This is a genomic window from Pseudomonas sp. PNPG3 (assembly GCF_023093815.1).
Taxonomy (GTDB): Bacteria; Pseudomonadota; Gammaproteobacteria; order Pseudomonadales; family Pseudomonadaceae; genus Aquipseudomonas; species Aquipseudomonas asiatica.
Map to the genome: position 1 here is coordinate 65160 of NZ_JALLKV010000020.1, position 23664 is coordinate 88823.

22 protein-coding genes are annotated in these 23664 nt (G+C 63.1%); 11 read left to right on the forward strand and 11 right to left on the reverse strand.

Annotation, left to right across the window (positions count from 1 at the left end; all coding sequences use genetic code 11):
• Positions 1–17: 17 nt before the first annotated feature.
• The 8 genes from nhaA to MJ643_RS15240 all read right to left on the reverse strand — a co-directional run bounded on the left by nhaA (position 18) and on the right by MJ643_RS15240 (position 9006).
• Positions 18–1193, reverse strand: coding sequence for a Na+/H+ antiporter NhaA (gene nhaA, locus MJ643_RS15205; protein WP_013973924.1), 1176 nt, complete (start codon positions 1191–1193; stop codon positions 18–20).
• Between the two features lie 310 nt (positions 1194–1503).
• Complete coding sequence (locus MJ643_RS15210) at positions 1504–3111, reverse strand: NAD(P)/FAD-dependent oxidoreductase (protein WP_015271531.1); 1608 nt, start codon at positions 3109–3111, stop codon at positions 1504–1506.
• 103 nt (positions 3112–3214) lie between these two features.
• Complete coding sequence (locus tag MJ643_RS15215; RefSeq protein WP_023660956.1) at positions 3215–3889, reverse strand: membrane protein; 675 nt, start codon at positions 3887–3889, stop codon at positions 3215–3217.
• Positions 3890–4062: 173 nt separating this feature from the next.
• Positions 4063–4764, reverse strand: a complete 702-nt coding sequence (locus MJ643_RS15220) for an ATP-binding cassette domain-containing protein (protein WP_013973921.1) — start codon at positions 4762–4764, stop codon at positions 4063–4065.
• Positions 4765–5532 (reverse strand): high-affinity branched-chain amino acid ABC transporter ATP-binding protein LivG, encoded by a 768-nt coding sequence (gene livG, locus MJ643_RS15225; protein ID WP_013973920.1) that lies wholly within the window; start codon positions 5530–5532, stop codon positions 4765–4767.
• Positions 5529–6785, reverse strand: a complete 1257-nt coding sequence (locus MJ643_RS15230; RefSeq protein WP_013973919.1) for a high-affinity branched-chain amino acid ABC transporter permease LivM — start codon at positions 6783–6785, stop codon at positions 5529–5531. The genes livG and MJ643_RS15230 overlap by 4 nt, the downstream gene beginning before the upstream one ends.
• Complete coding sequence (gene livH / locus MJ643_RS15235; protein WP_013973918.1) at positions 6782–7705, reverse strand: high-affinity branched-chain amino acid ABC transporter permease LivH; 924 nt, start codon at positions 7703–7705, stop codon at positions 6782–6784. The genes MJ643_RS15230 and livH overlap by 4 nt, the downstream gene beginning before the upstream one ends.
• 185 nt (positions 7706–7890) lie before the next feature.
• Positions 7891–9006, reverse strand: a complete 1116-nt coding sequence (locus MJ643_RS15240) for a branched-chain amino acid ABC transporter substrate-binding protein (RefSeq protein WP_013973917.1) — start codon at positions 9004–9006, stop codon at positions 7891–7893.
• A gap of 359 nt (positions 9007–9365) precedes the next feature.
• Here MJ643_RS15240 and MJ643_RS15245 point away from each other — a divergent pair, with 359 nt between their 5' ends.
• Together MJ643_RS15245 and MJ643_RS15250 are read left to right on the forward strand one after the other, a co-directional pair.
• Positions 9366–9677 carry a DUF2288 domain-containing protein gene (locus MJ643_RS15245; RefSeq protein ID WP_023660958.1) on the forward strand — a complete coding sequence of 104 codons (312 nt, stop codon included), beginning with the start codon at positions 9366–9368 and terminating at the stop codon, positions 9675–9677.
• A gap of 264 nt (positions 9678–9941) precedes the next feature.
• Positions 9942–10829 carry an NAD(P)-dependent oxidoreductase gene (locus tag MJ643_RS15250; RefSeq protein ID WP_013973915.1) on the forward strand — a complete coding sequence of 296 codons (888 nt, stop codon included), beginning with the start codon at positions 9942–9944 and terminating at the stop codon, positions 10827–10829.
• Here the strand turns inward: MJ643_RS15250 and MJ643_RS15255 are convergent.
• Positions 10729–12993, reverse strand: a complete 2265-nt coding sequence (locus MJ643_RS15255) for a bifunctional diguanylate cyclase/phosphodiesterase (RefSeq protein ID WP_013973914.1) — start codon at positions 12991–12993, stop codon at positions 10729–10731. The genes MJ643_RS15250 and MJ643_RS15255 overlap by 101 nt on opposite strands.
• A 320-nt stretch (positions 12994–13313) precedes the next feature.
• The gene (gene rapA / locus MJ643_RS15260; RefSeq protein WP_047595772.1) at positions 13314–16160 is read right to left on the reverse strand and encodes an RNA polymerase-associated protein RapA; all 2847 of its coding nucleotides are present in this window, start codon (positions 16158–16160) and stop codon (positions 13314–13316) included.
• 161 nt (positions 16161–16321) lie between these two features.
• Here rapA and MJ643_RS15265 point away from each other — a divergent pair, with 161 nt between their 5' ends.
• The 7 genes from MJ643_RS15265 to MJ643_RS15290 all read left to right on the forward strand — a co-directional run bounded on the left by MJ643_RS15265 (position 16322) and on the right by MJ643_RS15290 (position 21251).
• Positions 16322–17017 carry a hypothetical protein gene (locus tag MJ643_RS15265; protein ID WP_208209692.1) on the forward strand — a complete coding sequence of 232 codons (696 nt, stop codon included), beginning with the start codon at positions 16322–16324 and terminating at the stop codon, positions 17015–17017.
• 63 nt (positions 17018–17080) lie between these two features.
• Entirely contained in the window at positions 17081–17410 is a 330-nt protein-coding gene (locus MJ643_RS15270) for a hypothetical protein (protein WP_003258942.1), read from the forward strand.
• 67 nt (positions 17411–17477) lie between these two features.
• Positions 17478–17639 carry a hypothetical protein gene (locus tag MJ643_RS15275; protein ID WP_003258944.1) on the forward strand — a complete coding sequence of 54 codons (162 nt, stop codon included), beginning with the start codon at positions 17478–17480 and terminating at the stop codon, positions 17637–17639.
• 135 nt (positions 17640–17774) lie between these two features.
• Positions 17775–17891 carry a cytochrome c oxidase subunit CcoM gene (gene ccoM, locus MJ643_RS31500; protein WP_003254862.1) on the forward strand — a complete coding sequence of 39 codons (117 nt, stop codon included), beginning with the start codon at positions 17775–17777 and terminating at the stop codon, positions 17889–17891.
• 296 nt (positions 17892–18187) lie between these two features.
• Positions 18188–20176: an FUSC family protein gene (locus MJ643_RS15280; protein ID WP_013973911.1), complete on the forward strand. Its 1989-nt coding sequence runs from the start codon at positions 18188–18190 to the stop codon at positions 20174–20176.
• Complete coding sequence (locus MJ643_RS15285) at positions 20163–20369, forward strand: DUF1656 domain-containing protein (RefSeq protein ID WP_013973910.1); 207 nt, start codon at positions 20163–20165, stop codon at positions 20367–20369. The genes MJ643_RS15280 and MJ643_RS15285 overlap by 14 nt, the downstream gene beginning before the upstream one ends.
• A gap of 12 nt (positions 20370–20381) precedes the next feature.
• A complete protein-coding gene (locus tag MJ643_RS15290; protein WP_015271522.1) occupies positions 20382–21251 on the forward strand; it encodes an HlyD family secretion protein in 870 nt (289 codons plus the stop codon).
• A gap of 39 nt (positions 21252–21290) precedes the next feature.
• Here the strand turns inward: MJ643_RS15290 and MJ643_RS15295 are convergent, their stop codons facing one another.
• Positions 21291–22049 (reverse strand): SDR family oxidoreductase, encoded by a 759-nt coding sequence (locus MJ643_RS15295; RefSeq protein ID WP_013973908.1) that lies wholly within the window; start codon positions 22047–22049, stop codon positions 21291–21293.
• A 112-nt stretch (positions 22050–22161) separates the two neighbouring features.
• Here MJ643_RS15295 and MJ643_RS15300 point away from each other — a divergent pair, with 112 nt between their 5' ends.
• On the forward strand, positions 22162–23070 hold the full coding sequence (locus tag MJ643_RS15300) for a LysR family transcriptional regulator (RefSeq protein ID WP_013973907.1): 909 nt from the start codon (positions 22162–22164) through the stop codon (positions 23068–23070).
• 123 nt (positions 23071–23193) lie between these two features.
• Positions 23194–23529, forward strand: coding sequence for a DUF2025 family protein (locus MJ643_RS15305; RefSeq protein WP_013973906.1), 336 nt, complete (start codon positions 23194–23196; stop codon positions 23527–23529).
• Positions 23530–23664 lie beyond the last annotated feature (135 nt).

Genomic DNA, 23664 nt, shown 5'->3' on the forward strand with positions numbered 1-23664 from the left:
TTCATGCTGCGGCCAGGTCAGCCGACGTTGGACTTGCGGCTGGCCATGGCGGTTACCGCATAGCCGATCACGGCGGCGAAGAACGAGCCGGTGAGAATACCCATGCGGTCCATCCCGGCGTAATCACTGCTGCCAGGCACAAAGGCGAGCGAGCCGACGAACAGGCTCATGGTGAAGCCGATACCGCAAAGTATCGCCACACCCAGCAATTGCCCCCAACTGGCGCCTGCAGGCAGCGCGGCCAGGCGCAGCTTGACCGCGACCCAGGTCAGGCCGAAGACACCCACGGTCTTGCCCAGCAGCAGCCCCACGGCGATGCCCAGTGGCACCGGGTGGGTGAAGCTTTCTACGGTCATGCCTGCCAGCGATACACCGGCGTTGGCGAAAGCGAACAGCGGCAGGATGGCGTAGGCAACCCAAGGATGCAGGGCGTGTTCCAGGGCGAGCAGTGGTGAGCGTTCGGCATGGCGCGTGCGCAGCGGGATGCACAGGGCCAGGGCGACGCCGGCCAGGGTGGCATGCACGCCGCTCTTGAGCACGCAGACCCACAGGATCAGGCCAACGACCATGTACGGCCCAAGCTTGACCACGCCAAGCCGATTCATCGACACCAGCAATACCAGGCAGGCGGCAGCCAGCAGCAGCGACATGCTCGACAGGGTGCCCGAATAGAACAGGGCAATGACGATGATCGCACCCAGGTCGTCGATGATCGCCAGGGTCATCAGGAACAGTTTCAGCGACACCGGCACGCGCTTGCCCAGCAGGGCCAGTACGCCGAGGGCGAAGGCGATGTCGGTGGCTGTGGGGATAGCCCAGCCGGCTATGGCGGCAGGGTTGTCACGGTTGATGAACCAGTAGATCAGTGCCGGTATCACCATGCCGCCCACGGCGGCGGTGGCTGGCAGGATCACTTGGGAGGGCTTGGACAGGTGGCCGTCGACCACCTCGCGCTTGACCTCCAGGCCGATCAGCAGGAAGAACAGGGCCATCAGGCCGTCGTTGATCCAAAGCAACAGCGGTTTGGCGATGTGCAGCGCACCGACCTGAACGGCGACGGGAACGTCGAGCAGGCCGCTGTACAGGTAGGACAGCGGCGAGTTATTGATGACCAGGGCCAGGATGGCCGCAGCGATCAGCAACAGGCCACTGGCGGCTTCGAGCTGGAAGAAGCGGGTGAACAGGCTACGCACGGGCTATAGGCTCTCCATGAGCAGTTGACAATGGAACGGGCGTACACCCTAGCCTTTGGCGATATGCTTTCAAGCAAAAACCATATTCGTTTTTGTTATATGGTATTGCCGGCTGGGCTGCGGGAAAGCCTAGACGCAGATGGGGAAGGAGTGGGGAGGGGAAGTCTGATGTTTGTTGTGGATTTTTCTGATGTCTGCAGTGGCCCTTTCGCGGGTAAACCCGCTCCCACAGGTAGTTCACAGTCTTCAATACTGTGCAGTACCTGTGGGAGCGGGTTTACCCGCGAAGAGGCCCTGGCATGTAAAGGGCTCAGAGGCCGAGCATATCCCGCGCCACCGCCTCGGCGATACGAATCCCATCGACACCCGCCGACAGGATCCCGCCCGCATACCCGGCCCCTTCACCCGCCGGGAACAGCCCCTTGAGGTTCAGGCTCTGGAAGTCCTCACCGCGGGTAATGCGCAGCGGCGAGGAGGTGCGGGTCTCGATCCCGGTCAGCACTGCATCATGCAGGTTGTAACCCTTGATCTGCCGGTCGAACGCTGGCAGCGCCTCGCGAATGGCTTCGATGGCGAAGTCCGGCAGGCTCGGCGCCAGGTCGCCCAGGGTCACGCCCGGTTTGTAGGACGGCTCGACACTGCCCAGTGCAGTCGACGGCCGGCCAGCGACGAAGTCACCCACCAGCTGTGCCGGGGCCTGGTAGTTGCTGCCGCCCATCACGTAGGCGTGGGCTTCCAGGCGTTCCTGCAGCTCGATGCCGGCCAGCGGGCCACCCGGGTAATCGCGCTCGGGGTCGATGCCGACGACGATGCCGGAGTTGGCGTTGCGCTCGTTACGCGAGTACTGGCTCATGCCGTTGGTAACCACCCGGCCTGGCTCGCTGGTTGCTGCGACCACGGTGCCGCCCGGGCACATGCAGAAGCTGTACACCGAGCGGCCATTCTTGGCGTGGTACACCAGTTTGTAGTCGGCGGCACCGAGTTTCGGGTGACCGGCGTACTTGCCCAGGCGCGCCTTGTCGATCAGCGTTTGCGGGTGCTCGATACGGAAGCCCACCGAGAACGGCTTGGCTTCCATGTACACGCCTTTGGCGTGCAGCATGCGGAAGGTATCGCGGGCACTGTGGCCCAGCGCTAGCACCACATGGCGCGAGTGCAGCTGTTCGCCGCTCTCCAGCACCACGCCGGTCAGTTGCCCATCCTCGATCAGCAGGTCGGTGACCTTCTGCTGGAAGCGCACTTCGGCGCCGAGGGCGATCATGTCCTGACGCATCTGCTCGACCATGCCGGTGAGGCGGAAGGTACCGATGTGCGGCTTGTTGATGTACAGGATCTCGTCCGGCGCACCGGCCTTGACGAACTCCTCCAGCACCTTGCGGCCGTGGTGCTGCGGGTCCTTGATCTGGCTGTACAGCTTGCCGTCGGAGAAGGTACCGGCACCGCCTTCGCCGAACTGCACGTTGGACTCGGGGTTGAGCACGCTCTTGCGCCACAGGCCCCAGGTGTCCTTGGTGCGCTGACGTACTTCCTTGCCGCGCTCGAGGATGATCGGCTTGAAGCCCATCTGTGCCAGCAACAGGCCGGCGAAGATGCCGCACGGGCCGAAGCCGACCACGATCGGGCGCTCCTGCAGATCGGCAGGGGCTTTGCCGACGAACTTGTAGGTTACGTCTGGCGCTGGGCCGATATTGCGATCGTCGGCGAACTTGCTGAGCAGCTCGGCTTCGTTGCTGGCTTCCAGGTCGATGGTGTAGATGAACAGCAGTTCGCTGTTCTTCTTGCGCGCATCGTAGCTGCGCTTGAACAGGTTGAAGCTGAGCAGTTGCTCGTCGCGGATGCCCAGGCGCTGGACGATCGCTTCACGCAGGGCTTCGTCGGGATGGTCCAGGGGCAGCTTCAGTTCGGTGATTCGTAGCATGGCAGGGTCCAGTATCCCGGCCATGGGCGGCCGGCGGCTTTACACAAACCGCCAAGTATAAGCTGTTCGCCGCCCCGACTGGCAGGATAAAAGCGCCCGGCGATCAGTTGTCGCGTGCACCGCCATAGTAACCGCAGCCCAGCAGGCTCTTGCCGTCGATGCGCAGTTCGGCACGCAAGTGGCGGATGGCACCGGTGGCGGTGTCTACACAGCGTTGTGGCGCGACCCACAGCTCCACGTGCTGGCCGTTGGCTTCGCTGGTCAGGGTCAGGCCGCCGCCGGGCACTTCTTCTTCCAGAAAGGGCAGGGGCAGGGGATCCTGGCCGATGCGGTTGAGCACCATGCCTTTGCCGCTGGCCTTCAGGTCCCATTCCGGCTCATGGCCGTTGGCGCGCAGGGTCAGCTGCTTGAAGTTGGGGTCTTCACAGGCGCGGGTGGAAGGTTCCAGGCGGTACAGGCGGCGAACTTCCAGCTGGCCGTCGTTGTTGGCCTGCCTGCTGCCGGTGAGGTGGCCACGGACGTCGGCGAACAGTTTGTCGTTGGCGTCCTTGGCGAGGTTGGCGGCTTCCTGCAGGATGCCGGTTGCGGCGACGTCGCTGATCACGAAAGTGCGGTTTTCGCTGCACGGCTTGAACAGCAGCTGGCCACCGCCGGCACGCAACTCGCCCTGCATGCGCGTAGTGCCGATGTTCGGGTCGCTGGGGGCGTCAGCCATGAGCTGGCAGCCGGCGAACAGGGGCAGCAGGGCAGTGAGCAGCAGGGTGGGGGTGAGGCGCATGGGGCGGGCTCCGGGATCTTCCAAAGAGCTGGCCACGTTACTCAGGCTGGGCGGGGATCTCAAGTTTTTGCTAAACCTGTACCGGCCTCTTCGCGGGCAAGCCCGCGAAGAGGCCGGTACAGGCGATACAAAATCCGGCAGGCAGAAAAAAGGGCCCGAAGGCCCTTTTCCCATCAACCCCCCAGGTACGCGTCGCGCACCTTCGGGTCGGTCAGCAGTGCTTCCCCAGTACCCTGCATCACCACCCGGCCGTTCTCCAGTACATACGCCCGGTCAGCGATCTTTAGCGCCTGGTTGGCGTTCTGCTCCACCAGGAACACCGTCACGCCATCACGGCGCAGCTGTTCGATGATGTCGAAGATCTGCTGGATGATGATTGGCGCCAGACCCAGCGATGGCTCGTCGAGCAGCAGCAGCTTGGGCTTGCTCATCAGCGCCCGGCCAATGGCGAGCATCTGCTGCTCGCCACCGGACATGGTGCCGCCACGCTGGATATAACGCTCCTTCAGGCGCGGGAACAGCTGCAACACCTTGTCCAGCTGCTCCTGGTAATCGCCCTTGTCGGTGAAGAAACCACCCATTGCCAGATTTTCCTCGACGGTCAGGCGGGAGAACACGCGGCGGCCTTCCGGTACCACCGCGATGCTCTTGCGCATGATGTGCGAAGACGGCTGGCCGACCAGCTCTTCACCCAGGTACTTGATGCTGCCGCTGTGCGCCTGCGGCGAGCCGCACAAGGTCATCAGCAAGGTTGACTTGCCGGCGCCGTTGGCGCCGATCAGGGTGACGATCTCGCCCTGGTTGATCTCCACATTGACGCTGTGCAGCGCCTGGATCTTGCCGTAGAAGGTGGAAACGTTCTCGAACTTCAGCATTTACGCTTCCCCCAGGTAGGCTTTGATCACATCAGGGTTGTCGCGGATCTCTTCCGGTGTGCCGTGGGCCAGGGGTGTGCCCTGGTTGATCACCACGATATGGTCGGAAATGCTCATCACCAGCTTCATGTCGTGCTCGATCAGCAGCACGGTGACGTTGTGCGACTCACGCAGGTAGGCGATCAGCGCCTTGAGGTCTTCGGTTTCCTTCGGGTTCAGGCCCGCAGCCGGTTCGTCGAGCATGATGATGCGCGGCTGGGTCATCATGCAGCGGGCGATTTCCAGGCGGCGCTGCTGCCCGTAGGCGAGGGTGCCGGCGGTACGGTTGGCGAACTCGGTCAGGTTGACCTTCTCCAGCCAGTACTGCGCGCGCTCCATGGCCTCCTTCTCGCTGCGGCGGAAGCTTGGGGTCTTGAACAGGCCGGCGAAGAAGTTGGTGTTGAGGTGGCGGTGCTGGGCGATCAGCAGGTTTTCCAGCGCGGTCATTTCCTTGAACAGGCGCACGTTCTGGAATGTCCGCACTACGCCCTTGCGGGCGATCTGATGCCCGGCCAGGCCCTGGATCGGCTGGCCATCGAGCAGGATGGTGCCGCCGCTGGGCTTGTAGAAGCCGGTCAGGCAGTTGAACACGGTGGTCTTGCCGGCGCCGTTCGGGCCGATCAGTGCCACCACCTGTTTTTCCTTGACGGTCAGGCCCACGCCGTTGACCGCCAACAAGCCGCCGAAGCGCATGCTCAGGCCGCTGACTTGCAGAATTTCGCGGCTCATCGACGCAGCTCCATGTGTGGACGTTGCATAGGCAGCAGGCCTTGCGGACGCCAGATCATCATCAACACCATCAGCGCACCGAACATCAGCATCCGGTATTCGCTGAACTCACGCATCAGCTCGGGCAGCAGGATCATCACGATGGCCGCGAGGATCACGCCCAGTTGTGAGCCCATGCCGCCGAGCACGACGATGGCGAGGATGATCGCCGACTCGATGAAGGTGAACGACTCCGGCGTCACCAGGCCTTGGCGCGCAGCGAAGAAGCTGCCGGCGAAACCGGCGAAGCAGGCGCCCAGGGTGAATGCCGACAGCTTGATCACGGTCGGGTTCAGGCCCAGAGCACGGCAGGCGATCTCGTCTTCGCGCAGGGCTTCCCAGGCGCGGCCGATCGGCATGCGCAGCAGGCGGTTGATCACGAACAGCGCCAGCAGGGCCAGCAGCAGGGCCACCAGATAGAGGAAGATGACCTTGTTGATCGAGTTGTATTCCAGCCCGAAGAACTCATGGAAGGTCTGCATGCCTTCGGCGGCACGGCGTTCGAAGGTCAGGCCGAAGAACTCTGGCTTGGGGATGTTGCTGATGCCGTTGGGGCCGCCGGTCCAGTCGGTGAGGTTACGCAGGAACAGGCGGATGATCTCGCCGAAGCCGAGGGTCACGATCGCCAGGTAGTCACCGCGCAGGCGCAGCACCGGGAAGCCGAGCAGGAAACCGAAGGTAGCGGCCATGAGGCCGGCGATCGGCAGGCATACCCAGAAGCTCCAGCCCAGGTAGTGCGAGAGCATGGCGTAGCTGTAGGCACCGACGGCGTAGAAGCCGACGTAACCGAGGTCGAGCAGGCCTGCCAAACCGACCACGATGTTCAGGCCCAGGCCCAGCAACACGTAGATCAGGATCAGCGTGGCAATGTCGACCGCGCCGCGCGAGCCGAAGAACGGCCACACCAGTGCCGCGACGATCAAGCCCATGATCACGTAGCGCTGGGTTTTCGGCAGGGTCAGGTAGTTGCTGACCGCCGGCGGGATCAGCTTGCGATCCGAACGGCGGCCCATTACCGAGTTCCACTGCTTGTCGAACAGCACGCGCAGGAACATCAGCACCGAACACACGGCGATGATGCCGATGGTGAACGAACCCTGGCTGTGCACTACCAGGCTGATGCCATCGATGCTCAGTTTCAGGCCCAGTACCGGGAAGGCCACGGCCCATACCAGCAAGGCGCTGAAGAACGCCTGTTTGAGATTTCTGTTCATACTTTTTCAACCTCCGGGCGGCCCAGGATGCCGGTCGGCCGGAATAGCAGGACAAGAACCAACAAGCCGAATGCCACAACGTCCTTGTACTGGTCGCCGAAGATATCGGCACCGAACGCTTCGGCCACTCCCAGCACCAGCCCGCCGAGCATGGCGCCCGGAATGCTGCCGATGCCACCCAGCACCGCCGCGGTGAAGGCCTTCAGGCCCACCAGGAAACCGGCGTTGGGGTTGATCACCCCGTACTGCATGCTCAGCAGCACGGCCGCCACCGCCGCCAGGGCGGCACCGATGACGAAAGTGAGGGCGATGATGTTGTTGGTGTTGATGCCCAGCAGGTTGGCCATCTTGATGTCCTCGGCGCAGGCGCGGCAGGCGCGGCCCAGGCGGGAACGGGAGATGAACAGGGTGAGGCAGGTCATGGCCACCAGGGTGACCACGAACACCAGGATCTGCATGTAGCTGATCAGTACTTCCTCCGCGCCGCCCGGCCCGAACGAGAAGCTTCCGGGGATCAGGTTGGGGATGGACTTGTCCTTGGAGTCTTGCGAAAGCAAGACGGTGTTCTGCAGGAAGATCGACATGCCGATGGCGGAAATCAGCGGGATCAGGCGGTTGCTATTGCGCAGGGGGCGGTAGGCAACCCGTTCGATGCTGTAGCCATAGGCACTGGTGACGAAGATCGTCGCGACAAAGGCGACGGTCATCAGGACAGGCAGCGAATGGATACCCATCATGGCCAGGCCCGCCAGGGCGATGAAGGCCACGTAGGAACCGATCATATACACCTCGCCGTGGGCGAAGTTGATCATGCCAATGATGCCGTACACCATCGTGTAGCCGATGGCGATCAAGGCATAGGTGCTGCCGATGGTCAATCCATTAACCAGTTGTTGGAAGAAATGGTAGATCTCAGGCATTACAGCGCTCCTAAAAACCTGATTTGCATTTCGCTGGCGGGGGTAGGCCAGGAAACCGCGGGTGACGGTTTTAAGATTTTCAGGTGAGCCCACCCCCGGATCGCGGGGATCAGGCCCATGAACCTCGTAAAACAAAGCCCACTGCTCGCACAGTGGGCTTCTACGGTCAGCTATTAGTCACGCAGTTACTGAGGGGAGACTTCGGTCTTCGGCTTGCCGAAGTGCCATTCGTAGACCACGAACTTGAAGTCTTTCAGGTCGCCTTTGTCGTCGAACGACAGGTCACCGGTCGGGGTCTTGAAGGTACCTTTGTGGATGGCGGCTGCCACCTTGTCGGCATCTTCGGACTTGGCTTCCTTGATGCCCTGGGCGATCAGCTCGACAGCCGAGTAGGCCGGGAACACGAACGGGCCGCTTGGGTCCTTGCCGTCAGCCTTGATGGCGTCGACGATCTTCTTGTTCGCAGGGTCCGAGTCGAACGACTTCGGCAGGGTCACCAGCAGGCCTTCGGAGGCGTTCTGGGCGATCTGCGAGATGGAGTCGTTGCCCACGCCTTCCGGGCCCATGAACTTGGCTTTCAGGCCCTTTTCCTGAGCCTGGCGCAGGATCAGGCCCAGCTCTGGGTGGTAGCCGCCGTAGTAGACGAAGTCGACGTTGTTCTGCTTGAGCTTCTGGATGATCGAGGAGAAGTCCTTGTCACCGGCGTTCAGGCCTTCGAACACGGCAACCTTGGTGCCTTTGCCTTCCAGGGTCTGCTTGACCGCGGTGGCGATGCCTTCACCGTACTGCTGCTTGTCGTGCAGGACGGCGACAACCTTCGGCTTGACGTGGTCGGCGATGTAGTTGCCGGCAGCCGGGCCCTGGGCGCTGTCCAGACCGATGGTGCGGAAGATCAGCTTGTAGCCACGTGCGGTGATTTCCGGGGAGGTCGCGGCCGGGGTGATCATGATCACGCCTTCGTCTTCGTAGATGTCGGACGCAGGCTGGGTAGAGCTGGAGCACAGGTGGCCAATGACGAACTTGACGCCGTCGTTGACCACTTTGTTGGCGACTGCCACGGCCTGTTTAGGATCGCAGGCGTCGTCGTATTCCTTGGCTTCGAGCATCTTGCCATCCACGCCGCCCGCGGCGTTGATATCCTTGATGGCTTGCTTTGCGCCGATGAATTGCATGTCGCCGTACTGGGTCACAGGGCCGGTCTTGGGGCCTGCAATCCCGATCTTGATGGTATCGGCGGCAAACGAATGGCTGGCTACCCCTGCCAGGACCATTGCGGCGAACAGCTTGGAAATCTTGATCATAGTGCTCCACTCATTCTGTTGTAATTCTTATAGTCCTGGCGGCCAGGGCTACAGACCGGGCGGGATTTGCGGCGTGGCCATGCCAACGCGCAAGCCCACCTTCCCCCGGAACATGTCCCGGAACTGTACCGGTACAGTGTAGAGCGCTGTTCGAGCGCTTGAAAAGCGGTCGAAAAGTGCCTGCTTCCTGGGTTGTCGCATGGTCGACACAAAGATACAGAAAGGCGCCATCAAACTGCCTGCATCTGCGACCCCGCCCCACAAGTTCGGGATCAATCGACCAAATTACATATTTGAAACCGGGTTTTTCTGCAAAAATGCCGACCTTTTTTAAAGGCCGATTTTTGCGGATACCACCCATGACTGATCAAACAAGCACCCTCTATGCCAAATTGCTTGGCGAGACGGCAATCATCGAGTGGAAAGCGCTGGAGCGTTTCTGGGCCAAGGGTGACCTGATTTGGGTCGACCCGAGCCTCGACCTGATCACCGTTGCCGAGGCGATGGCCGAGAATCGCAGCGAGATCTTCGCCAAGTGGCGTAGTGATGGCACTGTTGGTCCGGTAACCGCCGAGCAGGCCCTGGACCTGCAAAGCCGCGATCCAGAGATCTGGGCGGTGGTGGTTTCGCCGTTCATCGTGATTCAGGCAAAGCGCCCGACAGAGGCATGATCGCTTTTGGTGCGCGAAAATGCGCAGCAGCCTCGTTTTGGTGCTTGAAGGCGCTCAAGGCGGGTAGAGGGAAGTAACAATTCGGCGTGGCGGTAACAGTTTACGGGATGCGTAATGGGGGGCTGCCTTGCAGCCCTTCGCGGGCATGCCCGCTCCCACAGGTCAGATGTTGCTCTTCAGACCAGCGCTGGTTTTGTGGGAGCGGGCGCGCCGCGAAGGCCGCAAAGCGGCCCGGATCGATATCGAATTTGTCCGGAGTCATTGATGAACTCAAAACTACCTTCGCTTGGATTCGCCGGCATCGGCCTGATGGGCCTGCCCATGTGTCGGCGCCTGCTGGCAGCGGGTTACCCGCTGACGGTATGGAACCGCAGCCCGGACAAGTGCGCTGCACTGGTCGCGGCTGGCGCGCGCCTGGCCAGCAGCCCTGCCGAACTGTGCCGCGACAGCGACATAGTGCTGCTGTGCCTGGCCGATACGGCCGTGGTCCGCGAGGTAGTGTTCGGCGAGCAAGGCATTGCCCAGGGCGGAAGCAGCGGCCAGTTACTGGTCGATTTCTCCAGCCTGGAGCCAACCGCCACTCGTGAAATGGCCGCCGAACTGGCAGCGCTGTGCGGCATGGCCTGGCTGGACGCGCCAGTGTCCGGCGGCACCCCCGGGGCCGAAGCCGGCACCCTGGCGATCATGGTCGGTGGCGAGGCAGCCGACCTGGAGCGTGCGCGCCCGGTACTGCAGGTTCTTGGCCAGCGCGTGACGCATATGGGCGCGGTGGGCGCAGGCCAGGTGACCAAGGCCTGCAACCAGATGATCGTGGCCTGCAATGCTCTGGTAATCGCCGAAGTGGTTGCCTTGGCTGAACAGTCCGGTGTCGACGCGACGCTGATCGCCGAAGCGCTGGCGGGCGGTTTTGCCGACTCCAGACCGTTGCAGATCCTCGCTCCGCAAATGGCCGAGAGCCGCTTCGAGCCGATCAAGTGGCATGTGCGCACGCTGCTCAAGGACCTCGATGGCGCGGTCAAGTTCTCCCGCGAGCAAGGCTCGGCGACGCCGCTCAGTGGCCTTGCCGCACAATTGATGCGCCTGCACGCAAGCCAGGGGTACCTGCAAAAGGATCCGGCGACCCTGGTTGAGCTGTATCGCAGCAAGGGCTGAACACGCCGCCCTTGTGCCGAACCCGCTCCAGTAGCGAGCGTAGTTCGGCCAGCGGCTCCGGGGGGGCCAGCAGGTAGCCCTGCAGGTAGTCGCAGCCGTGGGCTTGGAGAAACGCCAGCTGTTCGGCGGTTTCCACGCCCTCGCTGACCACCTGCAGATGCAGGGTATGCGCCATGACGATGATCGCCTGGACAATTTCGCGATCCTTCTGGCTGCCCGGCACATCCTGCAGGAAGCTGCGGTCGACCTTAAGCACGTCCAGCGGCAGGCGCTTGAGGTAGGCCAGCGACGAGTAGCCGGTGCCGAAGTCATCGATCGACAGCGCCACGCCCAGGGCGCGTATGCGCGTGAGCAGGTTTACCGTGCGCTGGATGTCACCCATCAAGGCGTTCTCGGTCACTTCCAGTTCCAGCTGTCGGGGTGCGAGCCCGGCGTGGAACAGCGCCTTTTCCACTTCGTTGGGCAGTTCGTCGTGGCTGAGGGTGACGGCCGAACAATTGACCGTGACCTTGAGGTTTCCATGACCGTGGCGCTGCAGATAGGCCAGGTCGGCGCAGGCGTGGCGCAGCACCCACAGATCGAGGTCGATGATCAGCCCGTTGGCCTCTGCGATGGCGACAAAACGATCAGGCCCGAGCAGGCCGTGTTGCGGGTGTTGCCAGCGCACCAGGGCCTCCAGTTTGGCCACTTGCCTGCTGCGCAGGTCGAAGATCGGCTGGTAGTGCACGCATAGCCCATGCTCCTCGAGCAGCGCCACCCGCAGTTCCTCTTCCAGTTGCAGGGCAATCGAGGCCTGGGTCTTCAGGCTGTCGTTGAAGAAGTTCAGGCTGTTGCGCCCGTTACCCTTGGACTGGTACAGCGCAAGGTCTGCATGCTTGAGCAGCTCTTCGGCGGTGGTGCCGTCGTCGGGGAAGATGCTGATGCCGATGCTGGTGGTCATGACCATGCGCCGGCCGCCCAGGTTTATGGGCTCTTTCATCCTCTGCATGATGCGCTGGGCCAGGTGGCGGGCTTCGTCGCGGTTGGTGAGGCTGGTGACCACGCAGAACTCGTCGCCGCCCAGACGTGCGACCAGGTCGCGGTTTCGGGTGGCGGCCTTGATGTGTCCGGCGATCACTTTGAGCAGCTCGTCGCCGGCGTCGTGACCGAGGCTGTCGTTTATGCGCTTGAAATGGTCGATGTCGAGGAACATCACCGCCAGGTGGCTTTCCGTGGCCTGGTGTTCGGCCAGGCGTTCGGCGAACACCTGGTTGAAACCGCGGCGGTTGACCAGGTTGGTCAGGGCGTCGTAGTGCGCGGCCTGCTGCAGCGAAGCGCGGGCCTGGTCCAGTTGGCTGAGCAGCACGCTGACCCGGCGCAGGTCGTGCTCCTTGCTTTGCAGCTTCTTGTCGGCCAGTGCGGTACTGATGCTGGCAGCACTGATCAGCATGGTGATGAAGCCGATGCCCAGCGCCAGTTGCAGGCTGTTGTCGCCAGAGGGCAGGCGCAGGGCGGTGTCGGCCGGGATGACCAGTGTCATGGCCGACATCGCGGTGAAGTGGGTGGCAACGATACCACCAGCCATCAGCAGGCTGGCGCCGTACTTCATGGCCTGGTGCAAGGTACCGCTGCCCTGCCGGAAGTAGCGGGCCAGGTATAGCGCGGTCAGGCTGGTGAGCAGGGCAATGGTGGCAGAGGCCAGCAGCAGGCCGGTCTGGTAGTACTGGCGGGCACCGGTTTCCAGGGCGGCCATGCCTACGAAGTGCATCAGGATGATGCCCAGGCCGATCAGTACTGCACTTCGCAGGTAATGGATTGCGCGCATCTGGCTGCGGTCGAGGCTGTGCATGGCCAGCCAGGCGACGGCCAGTGCGATGAGCAGCGAAAGGATGGTCAGGGACGCGTCGTAGTGCACTTCCACTGGCGCCTGGAAGGCCAGCATGCTGATGAAATGCATGGCCCAGATACCTCCTGCCAGGCAGCAGGCACCAAGCATGTTCCATTGTCGGTGGGCGGTGGGGTCTTCGCTGTGGGATTGTCGCTCGGCCATGTCCAGCGTGGCGAAGCAGGCCGCACAGGCGACGAGGTAGGCAAGCAGAACCAGGAACGGTTCATGCCGGCAATCGATGACGATGCGCCCGGTTGCCGGCAGGTCGGCGAACAGTTGCAGCCCCAGCCATTCCATGGAATGCCTCATGATCGAGTTTTCACTCGTCTGCGCTAAACCCTGTGCAGACTGTCCAGAGGCAGTATAGGAAGAGGTGTTTAAGCCTTCCTGACTAATGGCACATTGATTCCTACGATTTGGTTATGAACCTGATCGCAGCTTGGAATATGTAAATGGGTTCTGAAAGGTGGTCTCCCCTGTGGGAGCGGCCTTGTGTCGCGAAAGGGCTGCAAAGCAGCCCCAGCAATTTCAACTGTAGCGCGTCAATTCTGGGGCCGCGTTGCGGCCCTTTCGCGACACAAGGCCGCTCCCACAAAGGCTGCGGTGTCTGGCCTGTATTAGCCAGCCACCAGCACGCGAATGGCTTCCAGGCGCAGGGCGGCCTTTTCCAGCATCGCCAGGCCCTCTTCGCGCTGCTTGCGCAGCGCTTCGATCTCGCTGTCGCGCACGCTCGGGTTGACCGCTTGCAGGGCGACCAGACGGGCCAGTTCTTCGTCGGCCTCCGCTTTAAGGCGGCGCTGGGCCTCGGCCACGCGCTCGACGTGGGCCGGCATGACCTTGGCCTCGCCGCTGCCGATGCGCTGGGCCAGCACGTCACGCTGGGCCTGGACGAACTTGTTGGCGCTGGCGCGTGGCACGCTTTCCAGCTGGTCGTTGAGGGTTTCGAAGGCCACGCGGGACGCCAGGTCGTTGCCGTTGGCATCGAGCAGGCAGCGCAATGCCGCCAGTGGCAGGTAACGCCCCAGTTGCAGGCTGCGCGGTGCCACCACCTCGCTGACGAACAGCAGTTCAAGCAGCACGGTCCCGGGTTTGAGCGCCTTGTTCTTGATCAGCGCCACGGCGGTGTTGCCCATCGAGCCGGACAGCACCAGATCCATGCCGCCTTGTACCATCGGGTGTTCCCAGGTGAGGAACTGCATGTCCTCGCGCGACAGCGCCTGGCCACGGTCGTAGGTGATGGTCACGCCTTCGTCGTCACCCAGCGGGAAGCTGGCGTCGAGCATCTTTTCGCTCGGCTTGAGGATCAGGGCGTTCTCGGAATGGTCTTCGCTGTCGATGCCGAAGGCGTCGAACAGGGTTTCCATGTAGATCGGCAGGGCGAACTGGTCGTCCTGTTCGAGAATGTCCTCGACCAGCGCCTGGCCTTCGCCGGCACCGCCGGAGTTGAGCTCCAGCAGACGGTCACGGCCGGTATGCAGTTCGGCTTCCAGGCGTTCGCGTTCGCTGCGGGCGTCGGCCACCAGGGCTTCCCAGGCCTTGCTTTCGCCACCTTCAAGCAGTGGCAGCAGGCGCGGGCCGAACTGGTGCTGCAGGGCGTTGCCAGTAGGGCAGGTGTTGAGGAAGGCGTTGAGGCCTTCGTGGTACCACTGGAACAGGCGCTCTTGCGGGCTGTCCTGCAGGTACGGGATATGCAGCTGGATGGTGTGCTTCTGGCCGATACGGTCGAGGCGGCCGATGCGCTGTTCGAGCAGGTCGGGGTGCGCCGGCAGGTCGAACATCACCAGATGGTGGGCAAACTGGAAGTTGCGGCCTTCACTGCCGATCTCGGAGCAGATCAGCACCTGCGCGCCGAACTCTTCGTCAGCGAAGTAGGCGGCGGCGCGGTCGCGTTCGAGGATGCTCATGCCCTCATGGAACACCGAGGCCGGGATGCCGGAGCGCACGCGCAGGGCGTCCTCCAGGTCCATCGCGGTTTCGGCATGGGCGCAGATCACCAGCACCTTGGTACGCTTTAGCATCTTCAGGGTGTCGATCAGCCAGTCGACGCGCGGGTCGAAACGCCACCAGCGCTCGTCATCGGCCACCTCGCCCTGGGCCTGGAAGGCGACTTCCGGGTACAGCTCGGCATGTTCGCCAGCTGGCAGGTCGCGGTACTGCTCGGGCGTCGCCAGTGGGTAAGGGTGCAGCTGGCGCTCAGGGAAGCCCTGGATCGCCGCGCGGGTGTTACGGAACAGCACGCGGCCGGTGCCGTGGCGGTCGAGCAGCTCACGGATCAGGCGCGCGCTGGCCTGGGTATCGCCGTCGCTGACCGCAGCCAGCAAGGCTTCGCCTTCGGCACCCAGGAAGCCCTGGATGGTGGCGTGGGCCTTGGGCGACAGGCGGCCTTCGTCGAGCAGTTCCTGTACGGCTTCGGCCACCGGGCGATAGTGCTCACTCTCGGCGCGGAAGGCGGCCAGGTCGTGGAAACGGTTGGGGTCGAGCAGGCGCAGGCGGGCGAAGTGACTGTCCTGGCCGAGCTGCTCGGGGGTGGCGGTGAGCAGCAGCACGCCCGGGATCACCTGGGCCAGCTGTTCGACCAGGCCGTATTCGGCGCTGACCTGGTCTTCGTGCCAGACCAGGTGGTGGGCTTCGTCCACCACCATCAGGTCCCAGCCAGCGGCGAACAGCGCGTCCTGGGCCTTTTCGTCTTCTACCAGCCACTCCAGGGCCACCAGCGCCAGCTGGGCATCCTCGAACGGGTTGCTGGCATCGCTTTCGATGAAACGCTCAGCGTCGAACAAGGCCACCTGCAGGTTGAAGCGGCGGCGCATTTCCACCAGCCACTGGTGCTGGAGGTTTTCCGGTACCAGGATCAGTACGCGGCTGGCGCGGCCAGACAGCAGCTGGCGGTGGATCACCAGGCCGGCTTCGATGGTTTTGCCCAGGCCCACTTCGTCGGCCAGCAAGACGCGCGGCGCGCTGCGGTCGGCGACTTCGCGGGCGATGTGCAACTGGTGGGCGATGGGTTGGGCACGGCAGCCGCCCAGGCCCCACAGCGCCGACTGCATCTGCTTGCTGGTGTGCTGCAGGGTGTTGTAGCGCAGGCTGAACCACGACAGCGGGTCGATCTGCCCGGCGAACAGGCGGTCGCTGGCCAGGCGGAACTGGATGAAGTTCGACAACTGGGTTTCCGGCAGGGTGCGCGGCTGGTTCTGCCCGTCCAGGCCGTGGTAGACCATCAGCCCGTCGATGTCCTCGACCTCGCGCACGGTCAGCTTCCAGCCTTCGAAGTGGGTGATCTGGTCACCTGGCGAGAAGCGCACGCGGGTCAGCGGCGCATTGCGCAGGGAATACTGGCGGGTGTCGCCAGTGGCCGGGTAGAGCACGGTCAACAGGCGGCCATCCTGCGCCAGGATGGTACCCAGGCCGAGCTCGGCTTCGCTGTCGCTGATCCAGCGTTGCCCCGGTTGATACTGCTGCGCCATACTGCCTGAACTCCCGCGATGAAAAAGCCGGTTATGTTAACGGATCGGCCGGTCAGACCAAAGTGCCGAGCGCATCGAAAGGTGCCGAAGTGCGATAGGTAGCAACAGTCTAGCCGCTTCATCGTCCCCCACCGTGCTGCCGACGAGGGCTCCGGATCAACATGTCTGCCAAGCACCGCTGGATCAGCGCTTCGATGGCCGTGGGCAGCCTGTTGCTGCTGGCCGCCTGCGAGCAGAAAAACTTCGAGACCTTGCCCGCCATCCCGATCGAACAGCTCGAGGTGCTGGGCGTACAGACGCCGATCAAGAGCGTGCACTTTCGTGACCGCGACGGTGAAGGCCTGCTGGTGTTGAGCCGCAGCGATGGCCAGGCCAGCGACCCGGAAAGCGAGCAGGAAGTTGACAAGGTGGTACTCAAGGCCACGCTGTACGGGCGCAAGGCCGAAAATGACGCGTTCAAGGCGCGCTGGCAGATCGAACAGGAAACCACCTGCCCGGGCCTGGACCTGGATGTGGACTTCTATAACGACGTCAGCGATGTCGGCGACCTGAACAAGGACGGCATCGCCGAGGTGACGGTTGCCAGCCACGCATTCTGTGGCGGTGGCATCGACCCGCACGACATCGCCATCGAGATGCGCGAAGGGCAGGCCAGCTACAGCATCACCGGCCAGTCGCTGATCACCCCGGCAGGTGAAGAGCCGATCGGCGGTGAGCGTGAGGACAGCGCCTCGCTAAAATCCGCGCCGCAGGTGCTGCGCGAGCACATGGACGCGGTCTGGCAGCGGGTGTACAAGCGGCCCTGGAGCGAGGCCAGCCCACCTAGCGACGATAACCCTGACGACGAAGCCGAATAAGTGTTGTGCATGCCATCAAGGTAAACCCGCGCCTGCCGATACAGGGGGCATAGGAGAACGTCCATGCTGCCACCGATCATTCCGCTCAGTGCCGCCCCGGTGACCTCGCAACAGGACCCGGTCAAGCCGACACCCGACATCAAGCCGGTGGTGCCGACCCAGCCTGCATCCGGTGAAAGTGCCATCGACCTCAAGCAGCAGCGTGACCCGCAGGAGCAGGCGCTGCTGCTGCGCGACGAGCAGCGCCGCCAGCAGCAACGTCGGCAGAAGGGCGACGACGAACGCTACAGTGCAATGCCGGGTGACGAGGTCAACGCCGACAATACCGTGCCGGTGGCGCCGTTGATGGGCGAGCATGTACGCCAGGGGCTGCTGGTGGACATCGAAGTCTGACGCGGGGCTGGTCAGCGCCAGCGCCTGGCTTCATCATGCAAGTCTCAGTTGATCGTCGAGCCCACCCATGAGCCAAGACAACCTCATCGATTTCGATGCCGAACGCGCCAAGCGCGTCCACGACCTCAAGGAAAAGCGCCTGAACGAAATGCGCAATGCGTTCGAGCAGGCCCTGCCGTTGAACAGTGCCAAGAAAAAGAAGCCCAAGGGCAAGCCGAAGAAGCGCTGAAACTTGACGCAGGTCAACCCTGCACCCGCCTCGCGTGCCCGGCCCCGGGCACCATTGACACCGATCAATTTTCCCCGCCCCCACATTGGTTAACTTGCACCCATCGGACAACGGCAAACGAGTGGGGAGGCCAGCATGTTCTTCGACAACGTGGTTATCGCCGGAGTGGTGACGGTCGGGTTGATGGTCGCATTCTTTGCCGGTCTGGGCATTTTCATCTGGAAGGACTCGAACAAGCGCAAACCGCGCTGACCTTCCGGGTACACGAGCACGCAAGGCATTTAGGGCGACTTCGGTCGCCCATTTTTTTTGCCTGCAATTTTTGTGTTGCCTGTACCGGCCTCTTCGCGGGCACTCCCGCTCCCACAATAACTTCACAGGATTCGGACTGTGCGCGGTCCCATGTGGGAGCGGGCGTGCCCGCGAAGAGGGCAGCACAGGAGAGCTGTCCATAACAAAGATGATTAGCTAGCTAATTAATCGTTTCCGCTTTATCCTTCCCACCATTGTCTATCTTTCTACAAGACCATCCCTTCAAGGTCCGTCTCGTGCCCATCACCTTCCAGGCCCTGTTCGCTCCCAGCAGCCTCGCCCTCAAGTTCGCCATCAAGACCCTGCTCGGTGGCGGCCTCGCCCTGTGGTTGGCGATGCGCTGGGGCCTGGAGCAACCGTCCTGGGCCCTGATGACCGCTTTCATCGTCGCCCAGCCGTTGTCAGGCATGGTGGTGCAGAAGGGCCTGGCGCGGCTGGCCGGCACCCTGGTCGGCACGTTTATGTCGGTGCTGTTCATCGGTCTGTTTGCCCAGACCCCCGGTCTGTTCCTGCTCACCCTGGCCCTGTGGCTGGCCCTGTGCACTGCCGCCTCCACCCAGTTGCGTAGCGCCTGGGCCTATGCCTTCGTGTTGGCAGGCTACACGGCGGCGATCATTGCCCTGCCGGCCATCGATCACCCGTTGCAGGTGTTCGACCAGGCCGTGGCGCGCTGTACCGAGATCTGCCTGGGTATCTTCTGTGCCACCGCCAGCAGCGCCTTGCTCTGGCCCATGCGGGTAGAGCAGCAACTGGGCGGGCAGGCCCGTCAGGCCTGGCAGAACGGCCTGCAGGCCGCCAGTGCCATGCTGGGCGGTGAAGACGAGGCGCGCAAAGGCCTGCTGGAGAGCCTGGGGCGTATCGTTGCCATCGACAGCCAACGCGAACACGCCTGGTTCGAAGGCAACCGCGGGCGCCAGCGCGCTCGTGCCATTCGCGGCCTGAGCCAGAAACTGATGGTGCTGCTGCGCATTTCCCGTTCGGTGCGCCGCCAGTGGCGGCAACTTGATGAGGGCGAGGCCGAACGCCTGGCGCCCTGGCTGGAGGAGGTGCGCGCACTGTTGGGCAAGCCCGATCAGCCGAGCCTTTTGCTTCTGCGCCAACGCATCTGGGATGCTGCCCACGATGATCAGATCAGCCCGGCGGAGCACTTTTGCCTGGCACGCATGGCACTGCTGCTGGATTACGCCATGGCTGCCAGCCAGGCGCTGGAGGATGTGGAGGCGGGCAGGGCGCCCAAGGATGTGTCTCAGGGCCTGGCTGCGCACCGCGACTGGTCGCTGGCCTTGCTGTTCGGCTCACGCAGTGCGCTGGCCTTTCTGGTGATGAGTGGTTTCTGGCTGGCCACCGCCTGGCCTTCGGCACCGGGTGGCCTGGTGCTGACCTGTGTGGTCTGCAGCCTGTTCGCCAGCCGCGAGAATGGTGCGCAGATCGGCCTGAGCTTTTTACGAGGGATCCTCCTGGCAATACCGGCGGCTTTTCTGGTCGGGCAGATTCTGCTGCCGCAATGGAGCAGCTTCGCCATGCTCTGCCTGGGCATGGGGGTGCCGCTGTTTCTTGGTGCGCTGGGCATGGCTCACCCGCGGACCGGGGCCACGGCTACTTCTTATTGCCTACATTTCATCGTGCTGGTGTCGCCGCTCAACGCCATGCAGTTCGGCGTGGCCACCATGCTCAACAGTGCCTTGGCCATGCTGGTGGGTGTGTCGGCGGCGGTGATGGCCTTCCGCTTGTTGGTGTTTCGCCACCCGGCCTGGCTGGGCCAGCGCCTGCGCGCGGCGACCCAGAATGACCTGGTGCGCCTGACCCGGCGCGACCTGCGCGGGGCCGACAGCTGGTTTGGCGGGCGCATGGCCGACCGCCTGATGCAACTGGCGCGGCATGCCGGCGACCTGCCCGAGAGCGAACGCAAGCGCTGGGACGACGGCCTGCACGGCCTGGATATCGGCGACGAACTGGTGCATTTGCGCATGTGCCTGGCGGTCGCCAAGGCCCCGTTGGGACGGGCCGAGCGCGAATACCTGCAGCAGGTAGAGGCAGTGCTGGCCAAAGGGCCGGCGCCAGGGCGTGGGCAGAGCCTGGATGCCGCAAGCGAACAGTTCATTGGCGCCTTGCGCCGTCTACCCTCCAGCGATCCGCTGCGGTTGGCCGAAGGGGCGGTGCTGCAACTGCAAAAAAGCTGGGGCAAGTGGTGCCGTTGGCAGGAGGAATCCCATGGGGTTGCGTGAGTGGGAATTGGGCGGCGTGCTGTTCAGCCCTTTCCTGGTTTATGTGTTGATGGCGCTGGTGCTTACCGGCGTGTTGCGTCTGGTGGTGCAGGCCACGCCGTTGGGGCGCTGGATCTGGCATGAAGCGCTGTTCGATGCGGCGTTGTTCGTTTGTGTGTTGTTCCTGGTAGTGCGACTGCTGGGAGCGTTATAAAGGAGTGTTTCGATGCGTGCGGCCGTACGTACCCTGGTCACCTTGTGTGTGGTGGCCCTTGCCGTCTTCGCCGGCTATCAGCTGTGGCAGTACTACATGCTCACCCCCTGGACCCGCGATGCCCGTGTGCGCGCCGATGTGGTGGTGATCGCCCCCGATGTGTCCGGCTGGGTGCGCGAACTGAAGGCCCGTGACAATCAGCAGGTCAAGGCCGGCGACCTGCTGATGAGCATCGACCGGGAACGCTTCCAGGCTGCTTTCGACCAAGCCAGCGCGGTGACCGAAACCCGCAGCCAGCAACTGCGCCTGCGCGAGCGTGAAGCGGCCCGGCGTACCGCACTTGGGCCGGAGGCTATCAGTGCCGAATTGCGGGAAAACGCCCAGATCAATGCGGCCATCGCCCGCGGTGAGCTGCATGAGGCCGAGGCACAATTGCAGGTCGCCAAAATCAACCTGGCGCGCAGTGAAGTGCGGGCGCCGCGCAGCGGGCATATCACCAACCTGCGCCTGGCCGAGGGCAACTATGTGAATACCGGGGAGGCGGTGATGGCCCTGGTGGACGATTCAACCTTCTATATCCAGGCCTATTTCGAGGAAACCAAGCTGCCACGCATTCGTGTGGGGGATGCGGTGAAGGTCTGGCTGATGGGCGCGGGCGAACCGATGCAAGGGCATGTAGAAAGCATCAGCCGTGGTATCACCGACCGCAACAGCAACCCCGACAGCCAGTTGCTGCCGGAGGTCGAGCCGACCTTCAACTGGGTGCGACTGGCGCAGCGGATACCGGTAAGGATTCGCCTGGACCAGGTGCCGGAGGGGGTGACCCTGAGTGCGGGGATGACAGCCAGTGTGCAGGTGCATGAGGAGCAGAGTCGGCCGTGAGGGCCAAAGGGGCTGCTAAGCAGCCCCAGATCCTCGATTTCAGAGGAACATCCCGCCCGAAACCTCCAGCCGTTGCCCGTTGATCCAGCCGTTGCCATCTTCCAGCAACAGCGCAATCGCTGCCCCGATATCATCCGGCAAGCCCACCCGCCCCAGCGCCGTGTTGCCGGCAATGTATTCATTAACCTGTCGGTTATCCCGCACCACGCCGCCGCCAAAATCGGTCTCGATCGCCCCCGGCGCCAGAATGTTCACACGAATCCCACGTGCTCCCAGTTCCTTGGCCTGATAGCGGGTCAGCACCTCCATCGCCCCCTTCATCGCGGCATAGGCGGCATACCCCGGTAGCGCAAAGCGCGCCAGGCCAGTGGAAATGTTGACGATGCGGCCATTGTCGACCAGCAACGGCAGCAGGCGCTGGGTAAGGAAGAACGGACCCTTCAGCTGGATGTTCAGCAACTGGTCGAACTGTGCCTCGCTGGTTTCGGTGTATGGCACGTTCAATCCGATCCCGGCATTGTTCACCAGAAAGTCGAAGCGCTCGCGGCCGAAGTGTTGCTGCAGGGTTGCGCCGAGGCATTCGGCGAAACCGGCAAAGCTGGCGCTGTCGCTGACGTCCAGTTGCAGCATGATGGCCTTGACCCCGGCCTGCTCCAGCCGGGCGGCGACGGCATGGGCTTCCTCCGCCTTGCTGTGGTAAGTGCCGATGACATCGATGCCGCGTGCGGCCAGGTGTTCTGCGGTGTTGCGGCCCAGGCCGCGGCTGGCGCCAGTGATCAGGGCAATCTTGCGGGTCATGGTGAAAACCTCATGGTGGGCTGATGAGCACAGGTTATTGGTCGGTGTGGTGCTGTTAAATCCAGCGAATATGGAAATACTGTTCGGTAAAACCGGATAGACGAGGGCTGAATTGAACAAGCTGGAATTGTTGCGCACCTTTGTTCGGGTCTGCGAGGTCAGCAGTTTCACCTTGGCTGCCGAGAGCTTGGGGCTGCCCCGTTCGACTGTGTCGGAGCAGGTCAGGGCGCTCGAGCGTTTGCTGGGTACGCAGCTGTTCAACCGCACCACCCGCCGGGTACAGGCGACCCAGGATGGCGTCTTGCTGTACGAGCGCAGCAAGGACCTGCTGTCGGGCATGGACGAAATCGAGGGCTTGTTCCGCGCCGACGATGCCGAGCTGGCCGGGCGCCTGCGCGTCGATTTGCCGACAATGATGGCCCGCCGGGTCATCATCCCGGCGTTGCCGCAGTTTCTGCAGCGCTTCCCGCGCCTGGAGGTGGAGCTCAGTTGTACCGACCGCCAGGTCGACCTGCTGCGTGAAGGCTTCGATTGCGTGATGCGCATTGGTGCCCTGCATGACCTGGATGTGGTGGCGCGCCCGGTCGGCCAACTGAGCATGCGCAACTGTGCCAGCCCTGCCTACCTTGCACGCTACGGCGTGCCGCGCACGCTGCAGGACCTGGCCGAGCATCACTTGGTGCATTACGTGCGCACTCTGGGGGGGCGTAGTGCCGGTTTCGAATTTCTGCAGGACGGTGAACTGCATTTCCAGGCCATGGCCGGCGTGGTCACAGTGAACAATGCCGAGGCCTACTCGGCGGCCTGCCTGGCCGGGTTGGGGCTGATCCAGGTGCCGGCGGTGGGCGTGGCCGAGCACCTGCAGCGCGGTGAGCTGGTTTCGGTACTGGAAAGCTGGCAGGCCCCGGCCATGCCCGTGTCACTGTTGTATGCCCGGCAGCGGCATGTGCCACGCCGGGTGCAGGCCTTCATGCAATGGTTGGGCGAGGTGCTGCATTCACAGGTTGACGGTGGTTGCTGATCGATGAAAACCGTGGCGCCTGTGTGATGGCTTGCGTTAGGCTGCCAGTCACGAGTTGTCCGGTAGAGGCAACCCTTTCCCGCCTGGCGTGCGTATCTTCCGATTTCATTGCGAGGTTACGTCATGGCCATCACTTCACAGGACATCTGCAACGCTGCCGACCAGCTCAAGGGCTTCGTCGGTTTTCATGGCAAGCGCGGCGTGCATATCGTGCGTTTTTCCGAAGACTCTTTCGGCATGGACGTGGCCGATGCCAGCATCACGCCCTGCAGCGAGTTTGTCTGGCGGCCCGAGCAAGGGCAGCGCATGGCTCTTTGCCGCGAACGGCTGGCGCTGTTGCTGGAGCAGCATGTGGATGACCGTTTGAACATCGGTGAACCGCTGCGCACCTACCTGCGCCGGCGCGACCTGCCGGAAATCGTGGCTGAACGCAGCTTGCAGCGGGACTCCGCTCTGTAATAGCGGAGTAACTGCCTCGCTCGAATACCGAAAACCTGCACCATCACTGTGGGAGCGGGTTCACCCGCGAACACCGGCGAAGCCGGTGCCATATACCGCGTTGCATTCTTCGCGGGTGAACCCGCTCCCACAGGG